This window comes from Spartinivicinus poritis, assembly GCF_028858535.1.
Taxonomy (GTDB): Bacteria; Pseudomonadota; Gammaproteobacteria; order Pseudomonadales; family Zooshikellaceae; genus Spartinivicinus; species Spartinivicinus poritis.
Genome location: NZ_JAPMOU010000007.1, coordinates 40,962 through 59,480, shown reverse-complemented (window position 1 = coordinate 59,480; position 18,519 = coordinate 40,962). Strand labels below are relative to the sequence as shown.

17 protein-coding genes are annotated in these 18,519 nt (G+C 43.1%); 13 read left to right on the top strand and 4 right to left on the bottom strand.

The features are described 5' to 3' along the window. Positions 1 to 80 precede the first annotated feature (80 nt). The 11 genes from ORQ98_RS07755 (at position 81) to lipA (ending at position 11,044) form a co-directional block, all read left to right on the top strand. Positions 81 to 1,337: a glutamate-5-semialdehyde dehydrogenase gene (locus tag ORQ98_RS07755; protein WP_274688223.1), complete on the top strand. Its 1,257-nt coding sequence runs from the start codon at positions 81 to 83 to the stop codon at positions 1,335 to 1,337. A gap of 58 nt (positions 1,338 to 1,395) precedes the next feature. Continuing rightward, positions 1,396 to 1,743, top strand: a complete 348-nt coding sequence (gene rsfS / locus ORQ98_RS07750) for a ribosome silencing factor (protein WP_274688222.1) — start codon at positions 1,396 to 1,398, stop codon at positions 1,741 to 1,743. A 14-nt stretch (positions 1,744 to 1,757) separates the two neighbouring features. Next, on the top strand, positions 1,758 to 2,225 hold the full coding sequence (gene rlmH, locus ORQ98_RS07745) for a 23S rRNA (pseudouridine(1915)-N(3))-methyltransferase RlmH (protein ID WP_274688221.1): 468 nt from the start codon (positions 1,758 to 1,760) through the stop codon (positions 2,223 to 2,225). A 25-nt stretch (positions 2,226 to 2,250) separates the two neighbouring features. Continuing rightward, complete coding sequence (mrdA, locus tag ORQ98_RS07740) at positions 2,251 to 4,125, top strand: penicillin-binding protein 2 (protein ID WP_274688220.1); 1,875 nt, start codon at positions 2,251 to 2,253, stop codon at positions 4,123 to 4,125. Further along, on the top strand, positions 4,122 to 5,282 hold the full coding sequence (gene rodA / locus ORQ98_RS07735) for a rod shape-determining protein RodA (RefSeq protein ID WP_274688219.1): 1,161 nt from the start codon (positions 4,122 to 4,124) through the stop codon (positions 5,280 to 5,282). Before mrdA ends, rodA begins: the two co-directional genes overlap by 4 nt. Positions 5,283 to 5,518: 236 nt before the next feature. Further along, entirely contained in the window at positions 5,519 to 6,541 is a 1,023-nt protein-coding gene (mltB, locus tag ORQ98_RS07730; protein ID WP_274688218.1) for a lytic murein transglycosylase B, read from the top strand. Between the two features lie 63 nt (positions 6,542 to 6,604). Further along, the gene (locus ORQ98_RS07725; protein WP_274688217.1) at positions 6,605 to 7,432 is read left to right on the top strand and encodes a septal ring lytic transglycosylase RlpA family protein; all 828 of its coding nucleotides are present in this window, start codon (positions 6,605 to 6,607) and stop codon (positions 7,430 to 7,432) included. A 180-nt stretch (positions 7,433 to 7,612) separates the two neighbouring features. After that, entirely contained in the window at positions 7,613 to 8,779 is a 1,167-nt protein-coding gene (locus tag ORQ98_RS07720) for a D-alanyl-D-alanine carboxypeptidase family protein (protein ID WP_425347677.1), read from the top strand. A gap of 287 nt (positions 8,780 to 9,066) precedes the next feature. Continuing rightward, positions 9,067 to 9,345 (top strand): HP0495 family protein, encoded by a 279-nt coding sequence (locus ORQ98_RS07715; protein WP_274688215.1) that lies wholly within the window; start codon positions 9,067 to 9,069, stop codon positions 9,343 to 9,345. A gap of 13 nt (positions 9,346 to 9,358) precedes the next feature. Next, entirely contained in the window at positions 9,359 to 10,048 is a 690-nt protein-coding gene (lipB, locus tag ORQ98_RS07710; protein ID WP_274688214.1) for a lipoyl(octanoyl) transferase LipB, read from the top strand. A gap of 3 nt (positions 10,049 to 10,051) precedes the next feature. After that, entirely contained in the window at positions 10,052 to 11,044 is a 993-nt protein-coding gene (gene lipA / locus ORQ98_RS07705) for a lipoyl synthase (RefSeq protein WP_274688213.1), read from the top strand. 43 nt (positions 11,045 to 11,087) lie between these two features. On the opposite strand, the gene holA is transcribed toward lipA, so the two are convergent. The 3 genes from holA to leuS are packed head-to-tail and all read right to left on the bottom strand — an operon-like array spanning position 11,088 to position 15,356. Next, entirely contained in the window at positions 11,088 to 12,101 is a 1,014-nt protein-coding gene (holA, locus tag ORQ98_RS07700; RefSeq protein WP_274688212.1) for a DNA polymerase III subunit delta, read from the bottom strand. A 45-nt stretch (positions 12,102 to 12,146) separates the two neighbouring features. Next, positions 12,147 to 12,722: an LPS-assembly lipoprotein LptE gene (locus tag ORQ98_RS07695; RefSeq protein ID WP_274688211.1), complete on the bottom strand. Its 576-nt coding sequence runs from the start codon at positions 12,720 to 12,722 to the stop codon at positions 12,147 to 12,149. A gap of 27 nt (positions 12,723 to 12,749) precedes the next feature. After that, positions 12,750 to 15,356: a leucine--tRNA ligase gene (leuS, locus tag ORQ98_RS07690; RefSeq protein ID WP_274688210.1), complete on the bottom strand. Its 2,607-nt coding sequence runs from the start codon at positions 15,354 to 15,356 to the stop codon at positions 12,750 to 12,752. A 275-nt stretch (positions 15,357 to 15,631) separates the two neighbouring features. On the opposite strand from leuS, the gene ORQ98_RS07685 reads away from it, so the two are divergent. Then, entirely contained in the window at positions 15,632 to 15,940 is a 309-nt protein-coding gene (locus ORQ98_RS07685; RefSeq protein ID WP_274688209.1) for a hypothetical protein, read from the top strand. 153 nt (positions 15,941 to 16,093) lie between these two features. Beyond that, positions 16,094 to 16,837 (top strand): YdcF family protein, encoded by a 744-nt coding sequence (locus tag ORQ98_RS07680; RefSeq protein WP_274688208.1) that lies wholly within the window; start codon positions 16,094 to 16,096, stop codon positions 16,835 to 16,837. On the opposite strand, the gene lnt is transcribed toward ORQ98_RS07680, so the two are convergent. Further along, entirely contained in the window at positions 16,834 to 18,414 is a 1,581-nt protein-coding gene (lnt, locus tag ORQ98_RS07675; RefSeq protein WP_274688207.1) for an apolipoprotein N-acyltransferase, read from the bottom strand. The genes ORQ98_RS07680 and lnt overlap by 4 nt on opposite strands. Positions 18,415 to 18,519: the final 105 nt, after the last annotated feature.

Here is an 18,519-nt window from a genome sequence, read left to right as displayed (position 1 = left end):
AACAAATCATGTGCAGAAGGCTGGAAGCTGGCTATAATCGAGCGCTTGAACTTAAACCATAACAACTTTAGGATAGCTGTATGGATGTGAAAGCGTATATGGCAGATGTAGGCCAGCGAGCTCGCCAAGCTTCAAAAGTAATAGCCAAAGCCCCCACACAGCAAAAAAATGCCGCATTAACTCATATTGCGGAAGCGTTAAGTGCTTCTCGCTCGTCATTACTTGCTGCAAATCAACAAGATCTTGCCCAAGGCCAGCAAAAAGGTTTGGATGCAGCGCTACTCGATCGCTTAGAGTTAACTCCCGCACGAATTGACGCAATGATTGATGGCTTAAATCAAGTAGCCAGCTTACCTGATCCCATTGGTGAAATCGCTGATCTTAAATATTTGCCCAGTGGTATCCAAGTGGGCAAAATGCGTGTTCCGCTAGGAGTGATTGGAATAATTTACGAGTCACGGCCTAATGTCACCATTGATGCTGCTAGCTTATGCCTAAAGTCTGGTAATGCCACCATTTTAAGAGGGGGCTCAGAAGCCTTTCACTCAAATCAGGCTATTGCCCAGTGTATTCAGCAAGGGCTTAAAAAAGCGGGGCTACCTTCAGATAGTGTGCAGGTAGTTGAAACAGTTGACCGTGCAGCCGTGGGTGAAATGATCACCATGCCTGACTATGTTGACGTGATAGTTCCTCGTGGTGGTAAAGGATTAATAGAGCGAATTAGTAATGATGCGTCTGTTCCAGTGATAAAGCATCTGGACGGCGTATGTCATGTTTATATAGATAGTGAAGCAGATCCTGAAAAAGCTATCTCAATAGCAATTAATGCGAAAACTCGCCGTTATGGTGTTTGTAATGCAATGGAAACATTGTTAATAAATGAACAGCAAGCAGCCGGTTTGTTGCCGAAACTAGCAGACATGTATCTTGCCACAGGGGTTGAGCTAAGAGGCTGTGATCGTACCTTGTCAATAGTAGCTGGTATGAACCCTGCTGGTGAAGAAGACTGGTATACCGAATACCTGGCGCCAATATTATCAGTGAAAATAGTGGCTGATATGGCGGAAGCCATTGAGCATATTAATCACTATGGCTCTCATCATACGGATGCCATCGTGACAGAAAATTATACAAAAGCGAGAGCTTTTTTAACTGAGGTGGATTCTAGCTCTGTCATGGTTAATGCCTCGACTGGTTTTGCAGATGGCTTTGAATATGGCCTTGGTGCTGAAATTGGTATTTCTACAGATAAGATTCATGCGAGAGGGCCTGTGGGTCTTGAAGGCTTAACCTCGCAAAAATATGTGGTACTGGGGGATGGGCACATTCGTCAGTAACACTTGCCAGCTTAGCTGGCGTTATGTTTGGTAAAGAAAGAGGACTAACAAAACCTATATGTATTCTGAACAACTTAAGCAGCTTGTTGTTGATACCCTTGAAGATATGAAAGGGAACGACATAACCTGCCTCGATGTGAAAGGTATGACCAGCGTTACCGATCATATGATTATTGTCAGTGGAACCTCCAACCGCCATATCAAATCTCTTGCTGATTCAATTATTGAAAAAGCCAAAGAAAATGGTGTTCGCCCATTAGGGGTTGAAGGGCAGGACTCTGCTGAGTGGGTGCTGGTCGACTTGGGTGATGTTGTAACTCATATTATGTTGCCTGCTACTCGTCAGTTCTATGACTTGGAGCGGCTATGGGAAACCTCTACTGCTAGCTTAGAGCATCAGCACTAGTAAGGTTTTCTGATATGCGAGTTCGCTTAATTGCTGTGGGCACTAAGATGCCCTCATGGGTTGTTGCTGGCTATAGTGAATATGCCAAGCGACTGCCTTCTGACTGTAAGCTAGAAAGCTGTGAGATTCCTTTAGCAAAACGTACCAAAGGCAGCGATTTAAAGCGGGCTCAAAAAAAAGAGGGGGAGCAGATGCTCGCGGCTATTGCTCCAAGTGACAGGGTGATAGCGTTAGACCTTACTGGAAAGCCCTGGTCTACGGAGCAACTTGCTGACCAGCTCTCGGGCTGGCGGCTTGATGGACGTAATGTTGCCCTATTAGTGGGAGGGCCAGAAGGACTAGCCCCAGAGTGTTTGGCTAGAGCTGAGCAAAAATGGTGTCTATCTCCGTTAACGCTTCCTCATCCACTGGTTCGAGTACTAGTTGCTGAACAGTTGTATCGTGCTTGGAGTATTCTCCAAAACCACCCTTATCACCGTTAAGCTAAAAAAGCATTAGTAATTAGCAATGAATGACCGGGATACTCTGAAGGATCATAGGCGAGAAGTTAAAATCTTTAAAAACCGGATTGTTCTTGCTGCATTTTGCCTGGTGCTATTAACTGGGCTATTACTATCAAGACTATTTGTTCTACAAGTTGTTCAATATGAAGAACTCTCAACTAAGTCGGATGAAAACCGAATTCACTTAAAGCCCATCCCGCCTACCCGAGGCTTGATCTACGACACTCATGGCATATTGCTCGCGGATAATAAACCAAGTTTTAACCTGTCTTTAATCAAGGAGCGCATCAAGGATCTGGATACTACGGTGCGTGACCTAGCCTCATTAATAAATATTTCAGAAGAAGAAGTCCAGGGTTTTTATAAGCGCTTGCGTAAGCGGCGAGCACCCTATGAGCCAGTACCATTGAAGCATGGTCTAACAGAAGAAGAAATAGCCATTATTTCTGTAAATGAGCAGCGCTTCACTGGTGTTGAAATCGAGGCTCAGTTGGTTCGCTTTTACCCACAAGCAGAACCTTTTGCCCATGCGGTTGGTTACGTAGGCAAAATTAACGAAAGAGAGTTGAAGCGGCTTGATCCTCAAAAATATAGTGGTATGCGCTCAATTGGAAAAATCGGTGTCGAGCGCTTTTATGAAGAGGATTTGCTTGGACAGGTGGGTTACCAGGAAGTTGAAACAAACGCCAGGGGGCGTGTATTACGCGTTTTAAACCAGCAGGATCCCCAACCAGGTGTCAACTTAACTCTGTATTTAGATAGCTATTTACAACAAGTTTCGTATGAAGCGCTGGCTGGTAAACGTGGTGCTATTGTAGCCATTGAGCCTAAAACTGGCGGGATACTCGCGATGGTCAGCCAGCCATCTTATGACCCTAATTTATTTGTTTCTGGTATCCCCTATAAAACCTATAGTGTTTTACGGGATCATCCAGATCGCCCCTTATACAATCGCGCGTCATTAGGAGAATACCCCCCGGCTTCTACAATAAAACCCATGCTGGCATTGGCCGCTTTAGATCTGGGAGTAAGAGAGCCTAGCTTTAAAATCTTTGATCCTGGTTACTATAAGCTGCCCAATAAGCCTCGTTTATATAGAAACTGGAAACGAGGAGGTCATGGCTGGGTGAATTTGGAGCGAGCGGTTTATGTCTCAAATGATACTTATTTTTATGACTTAGCTTTAAATATGGGAATTGATGATTTACATGATTATTTAACTAAGTTTGGTTTAGGTAAACGTACAGCAATGGATGTTGCTGAGCAGCGGCCTGGGTTGATTCCGTCTCGTGAGTGGAAAGAAGGTGTTAAAGGAGTGCCTTGGTTCCCAGGTGAAACGTTAATCAGTGGAATTGGTCAAGGCTATATGCTGTCAACGCCATTACAGTTGGCAACGGCAACAGCTGTGATAGCTAATAGAGGTAAGTGGATCCAACCTAAACTACTTAAGTCCGCTTCTGGAGAAATAAAACGAGAGTTACCTACTGCACCAGAATCAATAGAGGTGTCTAACCCCGCTTATTGGGACTTTGTTAATGAGTCTATGCGTAAAGTAGTTCATGACCCCCGTGGCACGGCTAATTATCGCATAGGTAAAGATCTGCAATACACTATGGCGGGAAAAACAGGAACAGCACAAGTAGTTGGAATTAAACAAAACGAGCGTTACGACGCAAAAAAACTGAAAAAAATCCACCATGACCATGGTTTATTCATAGCATTTGCACCGATTGAAAATCCACAGATAGCCATTGCAGTTATTGTTGAAAATGGAGGGGGGGGAAGTTCTGCCGCTGCTCCTGTTGCTCGTAAAGTACTAGATGCTTATTTGTTACCCAAGTTGGCAGAACAGCGATTAGCAGTGAGTAAGTCTGAATGAGTCCTGAATATGTAAGACAGCTGTCCTCTGTTACCCATGGGCAATTAAGCAAGCCTCCGGGGTTTTGGTTTAAGCTCCATCTTGATCCAATTTTGCTGGGTGCTCTGTTGTTGTTAACAGCAGGGGGCTTATTCATTTTATTTAGTGCCAGTGGTCAAAGCGAATCCATTATGACCAGGCAATCGATTTATCTTGCTATTGGTTTTGTGGTGATGGCTTTATTTGCCCAGGTGCCCCCCCGTATATTTTGTCGTTGGGCTCCTTGGGTATACCTTATAGGTTTGGCACTGCTTGTTGCAGTGTTGTTGTTTGGTACGGGTGCAAAAGGTGCTCAGCGCTGGATTGCTGTACCGGGTATGTCCAGTGTGCGATTCCAGCCTTCTGAAATTATGAAGTTGGTCATGCCCATTGTGGTTGCCTGGTTTCTATCAAAACATATCGTTCCTCCTTCATTTAAAGCTGTTATAGGTACACTACTGTTGGTTGCTATTCCAGTGGGGTTAATTGCAAAGCAGCCAGATCTGGGGACGTCGCTATTAGTGGCTGCGGCAGGTATTTTTGTGTTGCTACTTGCTGGTTTACGCTGGCGTTTTATTTTTGGGGCTGTCATGCTTGCTGTGCCTGCTGTGTATGTCATGTGGCACTTTGTCATGCGAGAGTATCAAAAGCAGCGGGTGTTAACTTTTTTAGAGCCTGAAAAAGACCCTTGGGGAGCTGGCTGGAACATTATTCAGTCAAAAGTAGCCATCGGTTCAGGCGGAATACATGGAAAAGGCTGGTTGGCAGGTACCCAGTCGCATCTTGACTTTCTCCCTGAAAGTCACACAGACTTTATTATTGCTGTATTGGCTGAAGAGTTTGGGCTAATTGGTGTTGTGCTACTGTTGTGTGTTTATGCTGTTATTATTACACGTGGAATTATTATTTCTGCTAAAGCACAAACACTGTTTGGTAAACTGTTGGCTGGTAGTGTGACTCTCACCTTTTTTGTATATATTTTCGTAAATATTGGGATGGTTAGCGGATTGCTGCCAGTGGTTGGTGTACCATTACCACTAGTCAGTAGGGGGGGGACCTCAATAGTTACTCTGATGGCAGGTTTTGGTATTTTAATGTCAATTCACACTCATCGAACGCTGCTAGGCCGAACCACATAGCTCTTATTAGCACTAGAATTAAATTAGTAAGTCGCGCCTCCTAAAGTATAAGGCAGTTAAAGTAACAGGTTTATACTGTTTACAGTTGTAACCTAACAAGCAAGAATTGTTGTTTGGAAAAGGTTGTTTAAAAAATAAACCAGCTGAGCTTTTTGTTGTTTTTGCTGTCATAAGAAACAGTATTTTTCAGTTGAGCTATCAGCTTAGTTCTTACAAGGTTGATTGAGTTGAGTGGTATGGTTTTGGTAAAAAAAGCAATTTTAATGGTTACTTTTCCCCTTTTATCGCTAGGGGTAATGGCTAAGCAGACAACACCCACTGCTTTTGATAAGCAAGTGATTGAGCACTTTGTTGCTGAAATGGAAGCTAAACACAAGTTCAGTCGAAAAAAACTGGAAACTTTGTTTGCCAAGGTTGAAAGAAAGCAATCGATACTTGATGCAATGAGTCGCCCAGCAGAAAAAACCAAAACCTGGGGTGAGTATCGAGAAATCTTTTTAACCAATAAACGAATTAAAGGTGGTGTGGACTTCTGGCAAAAGAACCAGCAAGCACTAACCAGGGCTGAGCAGCAATATGGTATTCCAGCAGAGATTATTGTAGCGATTATTGGTGTAGAAACTTTTTATGGTCGTCAGTCAGGCCGTTTTCGGGTAATGGATGCATTATCAACGCTGGGCTTTGAGCACCCTAGGCGAGGACCGTTTTTTCGCAAGGAGCTTGTAAACTTTTTGCTGATGAGTCGTGAACAAGGTATAGACCCTTTAGCGCTCAAAGGGTCTTATGCTGGAGCAATGGGCTATCCGCAATTTATTCCCAGCAGTTTTAGAAGATTTGCAATTGATTTTAACAACGATAAGAAAGTAGATATTTGGAAAAACTCTACAGATGCAATTGGTAGTGTAGCTAATTACTTCAAATCCCATGGTTGGGAAACAGGCAAGCCTGTATTAGCAACAGCAAAAGTATCAGGGAAAAGTTATCGACAAGCATTACAACCAAAACTAGAACCCCAAAAAACAATAAGTCAGATTAAGTCTCTGGGCTGGGAGTTTTCTACACCTGTTGTAGATAAAACAAAAGCAAGAGCTATAGAGTTAACTGGAAAACGAGGAGTAGAGCATTGGGTAACACTACCCAACTTCTATGTTATAACTCGATATAACCACAGTACATTATATGCAATGGCTGTTTACCAATTAGGGCAAGCAATTAAAACTGAGCGATTAGCGCTAAATCAATCAAACTCTAAAGGGTGAGTTATACTTAAAACTGTAGTGGTTTTTTGTTAATAACTGACTTTAAGCAAGGTAAATGGCGGCATGTTTAACTTGAAAAAAAACTCTTGGTTTTTTTCTGTACTGAGTATTTTTGTCTTATGGCTGGCAGGCTGTACTTTTAATCCTTCTATTGAAAAGGATGGAGCGCCTAAAGGCGACTTTGATGCAGCGAAAGTTCCTGATGCAGTGCCTCGCCCGCACTATGGAAAAACCAAGAGCCGCCCTTATAAAGTGCTAGGAGTGACTTATAATCCATTAAAGTCAGCTACTGGCTATACAGCTAAAGGAGTAGCATCTTGGTATGGCACTAAATTTCACGGTAAAAAAACTGCTTTAGGTGAGACATACAATATGTATGGTATGTCAGCTGCCCACCGTACATTGCCATTGCCCTCCTATGCTAAAGTAACTAACTTGGACAACGGTAAATCAGTTGTAGTGAGGGTAAATGATAGAGGACCTTTTGTTAAAGATCGTTTGATCGACTTGTCTTATGCTGCTGCCAAAAAACTGGGTTACCAAAAGAATGGTACTGCTAGAGTTAAAGTTGAGGGCATTGTTCCACCACAGTACCAAGCTAAAAAAACTACCAAAACAGCGCCAGCAAAAAACTTACTAAATGACTATGCCAAAAATAAGCGAATGTATTTGCAAGTGGCTGCGTTTAGTAAGCTAGAGTCAGCTCAGGCACTAAAGCAACGATTACATGCGTTAACTAAACTACCAGTTACGGTATTATATGCTCCATCTGCTGCTAATCCTTTGCATAGAGTTCGAATTGGCCCAATCTCAGATGCTGAACAGCTTGAGCAATTAAGATTAAGGATTGCTAATGCCAAGCTGGGAAGCCCGCATGTAGTGCTCGAATAGATTTTAATTTGTATGCTATCACTAAGGACGATATGATGAGTAAACAGAAATTTACCATACTTTCTAACTAGGTTATTGTAGGCATTATTTCTTTTTAACGGGCCTAAACGGTTTTTATTGGGGACATTAAGTCAGCGAGCTTGATTTTCGCTTATTATGAAATACTTCAAATTTTTTTCAGTGAAACTTACTTCTTTTGTTTTACTTATTAGTTTGCTGGGTGCTAACCAGGCACTGGCTGTAATTCCTTCGCCACCCAAACTAGCAGCTAAGAGTTATCTGTTAATTGATGCAGATACTGGCGAAGTGTTGGTGGAAGAAAATGCTGATGAAAAGCTGCCACCTGCCAGTTTAACTAAAATGATGACAGCTTATATAGCTGAGGCAGAAATTGCTTCAGGTAATTTACAGCTAAATGAAACTGTCATAGTCAGTGAAAAAGCCTGGCAGATGAAAGGCTCCTTGATGTTTATTGAGGTAGGGGAGCAAGTTTCAGTCGAAGATCTGCTGAAAGGGATTATTATTGTATCTGGTAATGACGCTAGCGTGGCAATGGCTGAGCATATTGCAGGTAGTGAAGAGTCATTTGCAGATGTAATGAATGCTACTGCAGTCAAACTGGGAATGACCAATACTCACTTTGTTAATGCAACTGGTTGGCCAGCAGAGAATCACTATACAACAGCTAGAGACCTTGCCAAGCTGGCAAAAGCAATTGTTTATGACTACCCAGAGCGGTATGGAGTTTATTCTGAAAAATATTTTCAGTATGGAGTTGATAAGCGCACAGGAAAGCCTTTAAAGCGCCAGGCTAACCGTAACGCACTGTTATGGCGAGACTCATCAGTTGATGGATTGAAAACTGGTTATACAAAAGAGGCTGGTTATTGCCTTGTTACTTCTGCTAAAAAAGAAAATCAGCGACTTATTTCAGTGGTAATGGGAACCAAAAGCTCAAAAGCACGAGCGGCAGAGAGCCAAAAGCTGCTGACCTATGGATTCCGTTTTTTTGAAAATGTAAAAGTTAAATCAGCAGGGGCTTCACTAGAAAAAGTATCCGTCTGGAAAGGTGATGCAAATCGTGTATCAGTAGGTGTTGCTGAAGACTTAATGGTGACAATCCCAAGAGGAGAGTCAAAAGCGCTAAAGGCTGAAATGGAAGTTAACTCTGTAATTGAAGCACCACTTGAGCAAGGGCAGCCACTAGGGGCAGTAAAGGTTTCTTTAAATGACCAGCTTATTAGAGAGGTTCCTTTAGTTGCCTTGGAATCAGTAGCAGAGGCTGGCTTTTTCAAAAAGTTGTGGGATCAACTGCGTTTATTCTTTTACCAATTATTCACTGAGTAATTGTTTCTCTTCTCTTTCTTGTACAGGCCCTCTTATGAGGGCCTGTTTCGTATTTGGATCATACTAAAGCTAACTCAATCAGCTTATTACTATGGTTTGCGATGACTGCTTGTGATTTGGGTAATAAAGTTTACAATAGGAAACTTAGTTTATTATTATAAACAAAGATCCTTTTCAGCAAATACCCGCAAGAACGAGATAAGATTTCTTGACTGGCTAGACGGATGTATAATAGGCAGGATATACGTACTAACTAATAAGCTTTAAAGAGAATTGCTGGTTGCTTTATGACTGAACAAGATAAAAGCCAGACAGCCCCTAAGATAGAGTTTCCTTGTGACTATCCAATTAAGGTAATGGGCGCTTCAACTGATGACTTTGAGCAGTTTGTTATTGGTGTTATGCAAAAACATGATCCCAGCTTTAATGGTAAAGCGACCCGCCGTGATAGTCGTAATGGTAAATATCAAGCTGTCAATGTCACGATTACCGCGACTGGTGAAGCACAATTGAAAGCTATTTTTGAAGAGCTAAAAGCCAGTGGTCGTGTAGTAATGGTGCTATAAACATGGGGCATTTATGAAGGCACCAGCAGATCAGCCACTCATTTTTCGTTACCTTAGCCAGCAGTCATACTCTGATGTGTTTCAGATGATGAAACAGTTTACAGAGAGCAGGCAGCCTGACACTGCTGATGAAATTTGGCTGCTAGAGCATGACCCGGTTTTTACTCAGGGGCAGGCAGGTAAAACAGAGCATGTACTAATGCCTGGGGATATCCCTATTGTTCAAGCAGATCGTGGTGGCCAAGTGACCTATCATGGTCCTGGCCAGCTGATAGGTTATTTATTATTGAATTTAAAGCGGCTGGGCTGTGGGGTGAGAGAGCTGGTTACGCTAATTGAGCAAACCTTAATTGACTCGTTAGCTCAATATAGCCTTGAGGCTGCTGCAAAGCCTGATGCACCAGGCGTTTATGTTGATGGTGCGAAAATAGCTTCTCTGGGCCTAAGGGTAAGACGAGGCTGTTCTTATCATGGCTTTGCCTTGAATGTAAATATGGATTTAGAACCATTTGCTCGAATTAACCCTTGTGGTTATGCGGGTATGAAAATGGTTGATATGGCAGGGCTGTTAACCAAGCCTGAACTTACCCTGACTGAGGTGAGGGGTGTTATTCAGCAAGGTTTGCAACAGCGGCTGGGTTATACAAGGGTGGTGACTCATGGTAGTACTGCTCAAACTGAAACGAATACAGATTGGGATTAGCAAATGACAGATATGCAACCAATGCCACCTGCTAAGAAAAAGCCAGCACGTGTTGAGCGTGGAGTGAAGTTACGTGGTGCTGAAAAAGTTGCCCGTATACCTGTAAAGGTAATCCCAACTGAAAAAGAAAATATGCCTCGGAAGCCCGACTGGCTACGGGTAAGAATGCCAATTTCGCCAGAAGTTGATCGAATAAAAAAACTGCTACGTAAACACAAACTGCATACAGTGTGTGAAGAAGCTTCGTGCCCAAATCTGGGTGAGTGTTTCGGTGGAGGCACTGCGACTTTTATGATCATGGGGGATATTTGTACTCGCCGATGCCCTTTCTGTGATGTGGCTCATGGTCGCCCAAATCAACTTGATGCCAATGAGCCTGCTCACCTTGCCACTGCTATAGCTGACTTGGGCTTAAAATATGTGGTAATTACTTCTGTAGATCGTGATGATTTGCGAGATGGTGGTGCTCAGCATTTTGCTGACTGTATCCGTGAAGCCAGAGCAAGAAGCCCAAAACTGGAAATTGAAGTTTTAGTACCAGATTTTCGTGGCAGAATGGAAGTAGCGTTAGACATTTTAGGTGAAACACCACCTGACGTGTTTAATCATAACCTTGAGTCTGTGCCTAGTCTTTATCGGAAAATTCGCCCTGGCTCTGATTATCAATGGTCACTGGATTTATTAAAGCGCTATAAAGAGCGGGTACCTCATGTGCCAACCAAGTCAGGCATTATGTTGGGGTTAGGAGAAACCAAGGAAGAGGTAATTGAAGTAATGCATGACATGCGTGAACATAATATTGAAATGATTACGCTGGGTCAGTACTTGCAGCCAAGTCGTCATCATTTGCCAGTAGATCGTTTTGTCCATCCTGATGAGTTTGCCGAATTGGCAGAAATTGCTAAGTCACTGGGTTTTGATAAGGTGGCTAGTGGCGCTTTAGTTCGCTCTTCCTATCATGCAGATCAGCAAGCCAAGGAAGATCTGATTATCTAATTTATATAAAGCCCTCATAGATCTTTTGGAGGGCTTTAATGTTCTATATTTGAGTCGGAACTCCCGCTAATTTCAGTGTTAGTTGAGTTAACTCATCCCAAATATTTTCTTTAGCTAGTCCTTTAATTGCCGTATCAATGTTGGCAGCATGTTGTAGCATTGAGCGGAAGTCTTTTTCTCTGTGGCGTCGAGCTGCTTGTTGTACGAGAGGCTTGCGTTTTGGCCAGATTTTTAATTGTTTACATACCTGATCAGTTGGGTTTCCTTGGTGTATTAAGTAACTAAATTCTGATAGGTTGCGAATTTCTCTGGTTAAAGCCCATAAAATAAGGGTGGTCTCTGACGCTTCAGCTTTTAACCCTGAAATAATTCTTAGGCAGTGTCGTATATCACCCTGTAGTGCCGCATCAACCAGCCCAAAGACATCATAACGAGCGCTATCTGATACTGAGTCAGTAATATGGGCTGCAGTGACTTTGCCATCTATAGCTAACAGCTTTAGTTTCTCTATTTCTTGAGAAGCAGCTAGTAAATTCCCTTCAATGCGATCTGTCAGCAGTTCAATCGCTTCTGGGGAGGCTGACAGGCCTGCTTGTTGAAATCGCTGTTTCAACCAGTTTGGTAAGCGACTGGGCTCAACTGGCCAAATAGGCAGGAAAATACCTATTTGGTCGAGTTTTTTGAACCACTTACTGCGTTGAATAGCGCCTTCAAGCTTAGGCGTAATAATTAATAAAATATTGTCAGGGGAAGGATTTTGGCAATAGGCTTCAATTGCTTTATTGCCTTTTTCTCCTGGCTTGCCGTTAGGGATTCTCAATTCTATTAATTTTCTATCAGCAAATAATGATAGTGCATTGGCTGACTCAAGTAACAAGTCCCAGTCAAAGCCTGCTTCAGCATGAAATAATACTCTCTCGGTAAAGCCCTGATGACGGGCAGCTGCGCGAACCTGGTCAACGGCTTCTATTTGCTGTAAAGGCTCATCACTGGCTATCAGGTAAATAGGTTTAAGGGGGTTTAAATGGGAAGGTAATTGATCAAGACGAATTTTCATGGCAGGACTGTAGGCCTGATATATTACCAGGCCAAAAAGGTTGATTTATAAAGGCTGCTTTTTTTTCTCTTCTGCTAGTTTTTTTGCCTCGGCTTCTGCTTCTGCATTTTCTATATCTGTGTTGCTGAGTGCGGCTAAGCGTAGCTGAATTTGACGGATAATATCTTTATCCAATTCTTCTGTAATAAGTCTTTCTTCACTTGCTGAAGCAGCTGCGTTATTAGGCTCATGAAGAAATACTCGTTCTGCTTGTGCTTTGAATGGGCCAATAATGACCAGTCCAGAGCGATTTTCCAGCTGGTATTTATTGGTCACTCTTACCCGATATTCTGCTGCTTGAGCATTACCAGAAAAGCTTGCCACTTTTCTTTCTTGCTCGTTGCTAAGCACTTTAAGTGTATAGGGAGCTTGGTCAGACACACTGATATTATTAGCTTCCAGGCTATGGACGAGCTTGCGACTAAACTGACTGTAATTATCAGGGGTAGTTACTTTTAAGGTAGACAGTAGTGGTGCTACTTCAACTAAGCCTCTTAGTTGAAAGCCACAGCCCGTCATTAAAGTAGCTGCTATCACTGTTATTAATGCTTTCCCTAACAGGTTGTTCAGGGTAATCCGCATAGCTCACTCCTAAATAAACAGGTCGGCTTAGCCGACCACAATGTTGACCAGTTTGTTTGGAACGACAATCACTTTGCGTACAGTTTTATCCGCAATAAATTTTTGCACGTTTTCACTTGTTAAGGCTGTTTGCTCAACGTTGGATTTATCTGCATCAGCAGCAACCTCAATTTTGGCTCTGACTTTACCATTGACTTGAACTACGTACTGTAGAGTGGTACGAGTTAATGCACTTTCATCAACTACAGGCCAAGTGGCATCAACCACTGCCCCTTGATGACCAAGTATTTGCCATAAGTTGTGCGCAATATGAGGTGTAATTGGCGCTAAGGTTAATACCATGGTTTCAAGGGCTTCTTGGGCAACTGCACGACCTTGAGCAGAGTTGTCCTCAAACTTTGCTAATGCATTAACCAGCTCCATTACTCTGGCAATAGCAGTATTGAAAGTTAACCGGTTGGCAAAGTCATTGGTAATATCGCGTATGGTTTCATGGGTTTTCCGGCGTAAGTCTTTTTGTGATTCATTCAGTTCAGCAGGACTTACCTTGCCGGCAGGGCCCTGGCTGACATGAGTATAAACCTGTTTCCATGCACGTTTTAGAAAGCGGTGAGCCCCTTCTACGCCAGCATCTGACCACTCTAATGATTGCTCTGGTGGGGCAGCAAACATCGTAAACAGGCGAACTGTATCGGCGCCAAACTTGTTGATAATCACCTGGGGATCGATGCCATTATTTTTCGACTTTGACATCTTACTCATGCCGTCGTAATCAACTGGCTGGCCATCGGCTTTATGAGTGGCTTTAATTAGGCGCCCTTTGTCATCAAGCTCAACTTCAACATCTTGTGGCGAAATCCAAATTTTGCCGCCTTTGTCATCCTCACGATAATAGGTTTCCGCTAGCACCATACCTTGGCAGAGTAAACGCTTAAATGGCTCATCACTGGATACTAAGCCTTCATCACGGAGTAACTTATGGAAAAAGCGAGCATACAATAAGTGCATGACAGCGTGTTCAACACCACCAATATACTGATCAACGGGTAACCAATGGTTAGCTTTATCTTTATCCAGCATACCGTCGCTGAATTTAGCGCTGCAATAGCGAGCGTAATACCAGGAGGACTCCATAAAGGTATCGAAAGTGTCTGTTTCTCGCTCTGCAGGCTCACCTGTTACCGGGGCATTGGTTTTAGCCCATTCAGGATTGCTTTTAATTGGGGATTGAACACCGTCTAAGGTGACATCGGTTGGTAATTCGACGGGCAGTTGTTCCAGGGGAACCGGTACTGCTTCGCCATTACTACGGTGAATCATTGGGATAGGAGTACCCCAGTAGCGCTGACGAGAGACTCCCCAGTCTCTTAGCCGGTAATTAACCTGCTTGCTCCCTTTGCCTGCTTTAATCAGGAAGTTGGCAATGGCTTCAAATGCTTGGTCAAAACTCAGGCCGTCAAATTGATCTGAGTTGATTAAAATACCTTTTTCAGTAAAAGCTTCTTTAGACAGGTCACATTCAATATCGTTAACTTCAGGCTTAATAACCTGCTTAATGGTTAAGCCGTATTTAGTGGCAAACTCCCAGTCGCGTTGGTCGTGACCGGGTACAGCCATGACCGCACCTGATCCATAGTCCATCAAGACAAAGTTAGCTACCCAAACAGCAACAGGCTCGCCAGTAATAGGGTGAATAGCGGTTAAGCCTGTATCCACGCCTTTTTTTTCCATGGTGGCCATATCGGCTTCAGCAACAGCGTTTTGTTTACACTCTTGAATAAAATTAGCCAACTCTGGATTGTTTTTTGCTGCAGCTAAAGCAATGGGGTGCTCTGCTGCCAGTCCGACATAGGTAACGCCCATTACGGTGTCAGGGCGAGTGGTGTAAATTGAAAATTCAGTTGGTGCATCAGTCAGTGGAGCTGCCAACTGGAATTGCATCTCTACCCCTTCAGAGCGGCCAATCCAGTTTTTTTGCATGGTTTTGACCTGTTCAGGCCAGTCAGGCAGCTGCTCTAAGTCAGACAATAATTCATCAGCATAATCAGTAATTTTGATAAACCATTGAGGAATTTCTTTTCGCTCAATCAATGCACCAGAGCGCCAACCGCGACCATCAACAACTTGCTCATTGGCTAAAACTGTTTGATCTACAGGGTCCCAGTTGACGGTGGCCATTTTTTTATACACCAACCCTTTTTCAAAAAGGCGGGTAAAAAACCACTGTTCCCACTTATAGTAGTCTGGTTGGCAGGTGGCTAATTCTCGGGACCAATCGTAACCAAAGCCAAGGCTTTTTAGCTGATTACGCATATACGCAATATTTTCTTCCGTCCACTTTGCCGGTGCTACTTTATGCTGAATTGCGGCATTTTCCGCAGGCAGGCCAAATGCGTCCCAGCCCATGGGTTGCAGCACATTTTTGCCCTGCATCCGTTGAAATCGGCTAATCACATCGCCAATGGTGTAATTGCGAACATGCCCCATGTGGAGTCGTCCGCTGGGATAGGGAAACATGGAGAGGCAGTAAAACTTTTGTTTGCTGGAATCTTCGGTGACTTCGAATGAACGATTGTCATTCCAGTACGCCTGTGCGTCGGCTTCAACACGCTGGGGTTGATACTGTTCTTCCATTGCGATGATCGGGATTTCTCTAAAAGGTTGCTAACAAATAGTGATAAAGTCTAAACAGCGTAGGATACATTAGACAGAAGATAACGGGTAGTGCTGATTCATAGTCTAACCTTATATTAAGTAAATTGTGAAAAAGAGGATGGTAGCAACCAAATTTTCGTTAGTGTGTTGTTTCTTAGGATTACCACTGAAGAAAGGTTTATCACTTATTTTTTGTAACTCCGCAGTAAATAGGGCTGTATAGAATAAATGCTCATGATGAGCTGGGATGGATAATGAAATTACATTTGGTTTGGGATAACGGAGTTTTATACCCGCATAATGAACCACAACAGTTACAGTCAGTGGTGCCCGCTAGTAATGAGCAAACGCCTGAAACCAAACAAGCAACATATGACCACCTGATTGACTCCTTAGAAAAAACCCTGCAAGGTTATCAGACCCGGCAATGGCAAGCGGTTGATAAACCTGATCAAAAGCCTTCCGAGGTGGTGGAGATACCTGACCTGTCTCATAATGAGCTGGAAATTGTCAGTGCTTATTTTCGTAAAGATGCCAGCTTGATTTGTCGGTTTTTAAAGTAAAAATAATATTTATTTTCTATAGTGAAGCCTTTTACACTGCATAAGTAGTAAGTAAGAGGCTTGCCCGAGCATTGCTTAGGCTTCGGGTATTTAGGCTAAGTATATTTTCCCAATAAGACGACTTTTTGGATCTAATATTAAATGTTACACACCATGATTAAGTTATTGGTGCTACCTCCTGGCATCAATTTAGTCTTGTTGTTGTTCGTAGGGGTGTTGTGGTTTAAGCGGCGTACGATGGCTTTGCTTTTATTGGTTTTTACATTTTTGCTTACCTATTGTTTGGCGACCCCATTTGTAGCCAATAAGCTGTTGCAACATCTCGAAGCTGACTTTCAGCCATTAGGCATAAGTGATAATAGCCAGCCTCATGCAGAGGCTATTGTAGTACTTGGTGCTGGACGACATGCCCAGGCAGTAGAGTTTTCAGGGAAAGATGCGCCATCAGCGTTTGGGCTTGAAAGAATGCTGTATGCTGCACACTTAGTTAAGCAGCTACAGTTGCCACTGGCGGTGGCCGGTGGGTCTGTTTTTGATCCTGAAATGGAAAGCGAAGCCAGTATAATGAGTCGCTATTTCCTTGAATATTTTCACATTATTACCCGTTGGCAAGAAGGAAACAGCCGCAATACCTGGGAAAATGCCATTAATTCAGGGCGAGAGTTTGGTAACGAAGTATCGACTATTTTACTAGTAACTCATGCTTGGCATATGAAACGAGCAAAAGCCTGTTTTGAACAAGCAGGCTTTACGGTAATTCCTGCACCTACCCGTTTTACCAGTGATAGCTTGCCTGTTGCTTTGGGCTTTATACCTAGTGTTAGTGCGCTAAGTAAATCAACCTATGCACTGCATGAGTATATAGGAATACTGTGGTATAGGCTGGTTTATTTTTAGCTAGCATGATTAACTTTCTGCTTGGTATACACTTCATGAAGGGTAATCTGCCGGAAAGCTAATAGCCCAGCCATAATCACTAATGTCAAAATGATAATTGGCCAGCTTTGCCACTGCATGAATGGTGTTTTTCCTGCCATTGCTTTTACTTCACCTATCAATACACCCTGATCAAATTGAGGGAGCTGTTTAACAGCTTTGCCAGCAGGATTGATGATGGCGGTAATACCATCATTAGTGGCACGAATTAAATAACGTTGAGTCTCTAGAGCCCTCATCCTAGCCATTTGAAAATGTTGATGGGGGCCGATCGAGTCCCCAAACCAGGTGTCATTGCTGATTGTGATTAATACATCTGTTGCGGCATTTTTAGCAACAAAATCAGGATAAACGACTTCATAACAAATAAAGGGAGCAATTGTTGTATTGTTAATGCCTTGTAGTGGTGGTTGGCTAGCCTCGCCTTTGGAGAAGCTAGACATAGGTAAGTCAAAAAAAGAAATTAAGCCACGCAGCCAGGACTCTAATGGTACATATTCACCAAAGGGAACCAGCTTTTGTTTATGGTACCGTGTTTCTTGATTGCTGATGGCTAAGACGCCATTAAAATAACGGTGATTATCCGGTGTGTTTTCGATAAATGGAATCCCAGTAATTAATGTGGTATTGGTGTCTTTAGCTTGCTTGGTCAGGCTTTCTAATAAGCGCTGTGCCCGTGGGTATAAAACAGGTATGGCATTTTCAGACCAGACCAATAAATCAGCATTCCAGTGCTTTTCACTCAACGTTAAATAGCGCTCTATGGTGGTTTTTACATAGTTAGGATTCCATTTGAGCGTTTGAGGGATGTTGGCTTGTACTGCCGCCACCTGGAGTGGTGGTTGTGACTTAGGAGAAGTCCAGCTGGTAGTCTGAGCTAGCCAGCCGCTACTCCACAAGCCAATGGTTAAAATAAGTGGAGCTACGTTTAGAGACCAGCTGACTTTTTGGTTTGCTTTAAGTTTTTCGCTGGCAGTGAACCATAGCTGCCAGATCAGCCAGGCGCTGGATAATAAAGCTAAGCTGAGGGATAGCACGCCAAATATAGGGGCCAAGCCTCTTACAAAGCTATCAGTTAAACTGTAACCCGCTAAGAGCCAAGGAAAGCCAGTTAGTAGCCAGGTTTTTGCCCACTCCACTAATAGCCAGCTAGTGGTAAAAGCCAGCCCGGTAACAACAGCATTGGCAACAAAGTTTCGGCTCAGAAAACGGTATAAAAGGGCTTGAGGTACAGCAAATAACGCAGCAATAAATGCGACAAATAATAAGGTCAGAAATCCAGCCAGAATAGGGTGAGCATTACCAAACTGATTAATACTGACATACACCCAGGATACCCCTGTGCCATACATGCCTAGACCAAACAGCCAGCCTCGCAAAGCAGTGGTTTTGATTGTAGATTGGCGCAATAACGGTATGAGTAATACTAATGCTAATAGTGTGATTGGCCACCAGTTAAAAGGGCTGAAGCCAAGTGGATAAATGGCTCCTGCAATGAGTGTGAGAATATGGCCAGGCCAGGGAGTGGATTTGTTCATTGGCTATTAGGGGTTTTGCTGAGTGAGGCAGGTATTGTTATCGGTGAGAGAGGTGTGCGTCAATATTATTCAGACCAGCTTAGAGCTTCTAAGCTGGTCTTACAA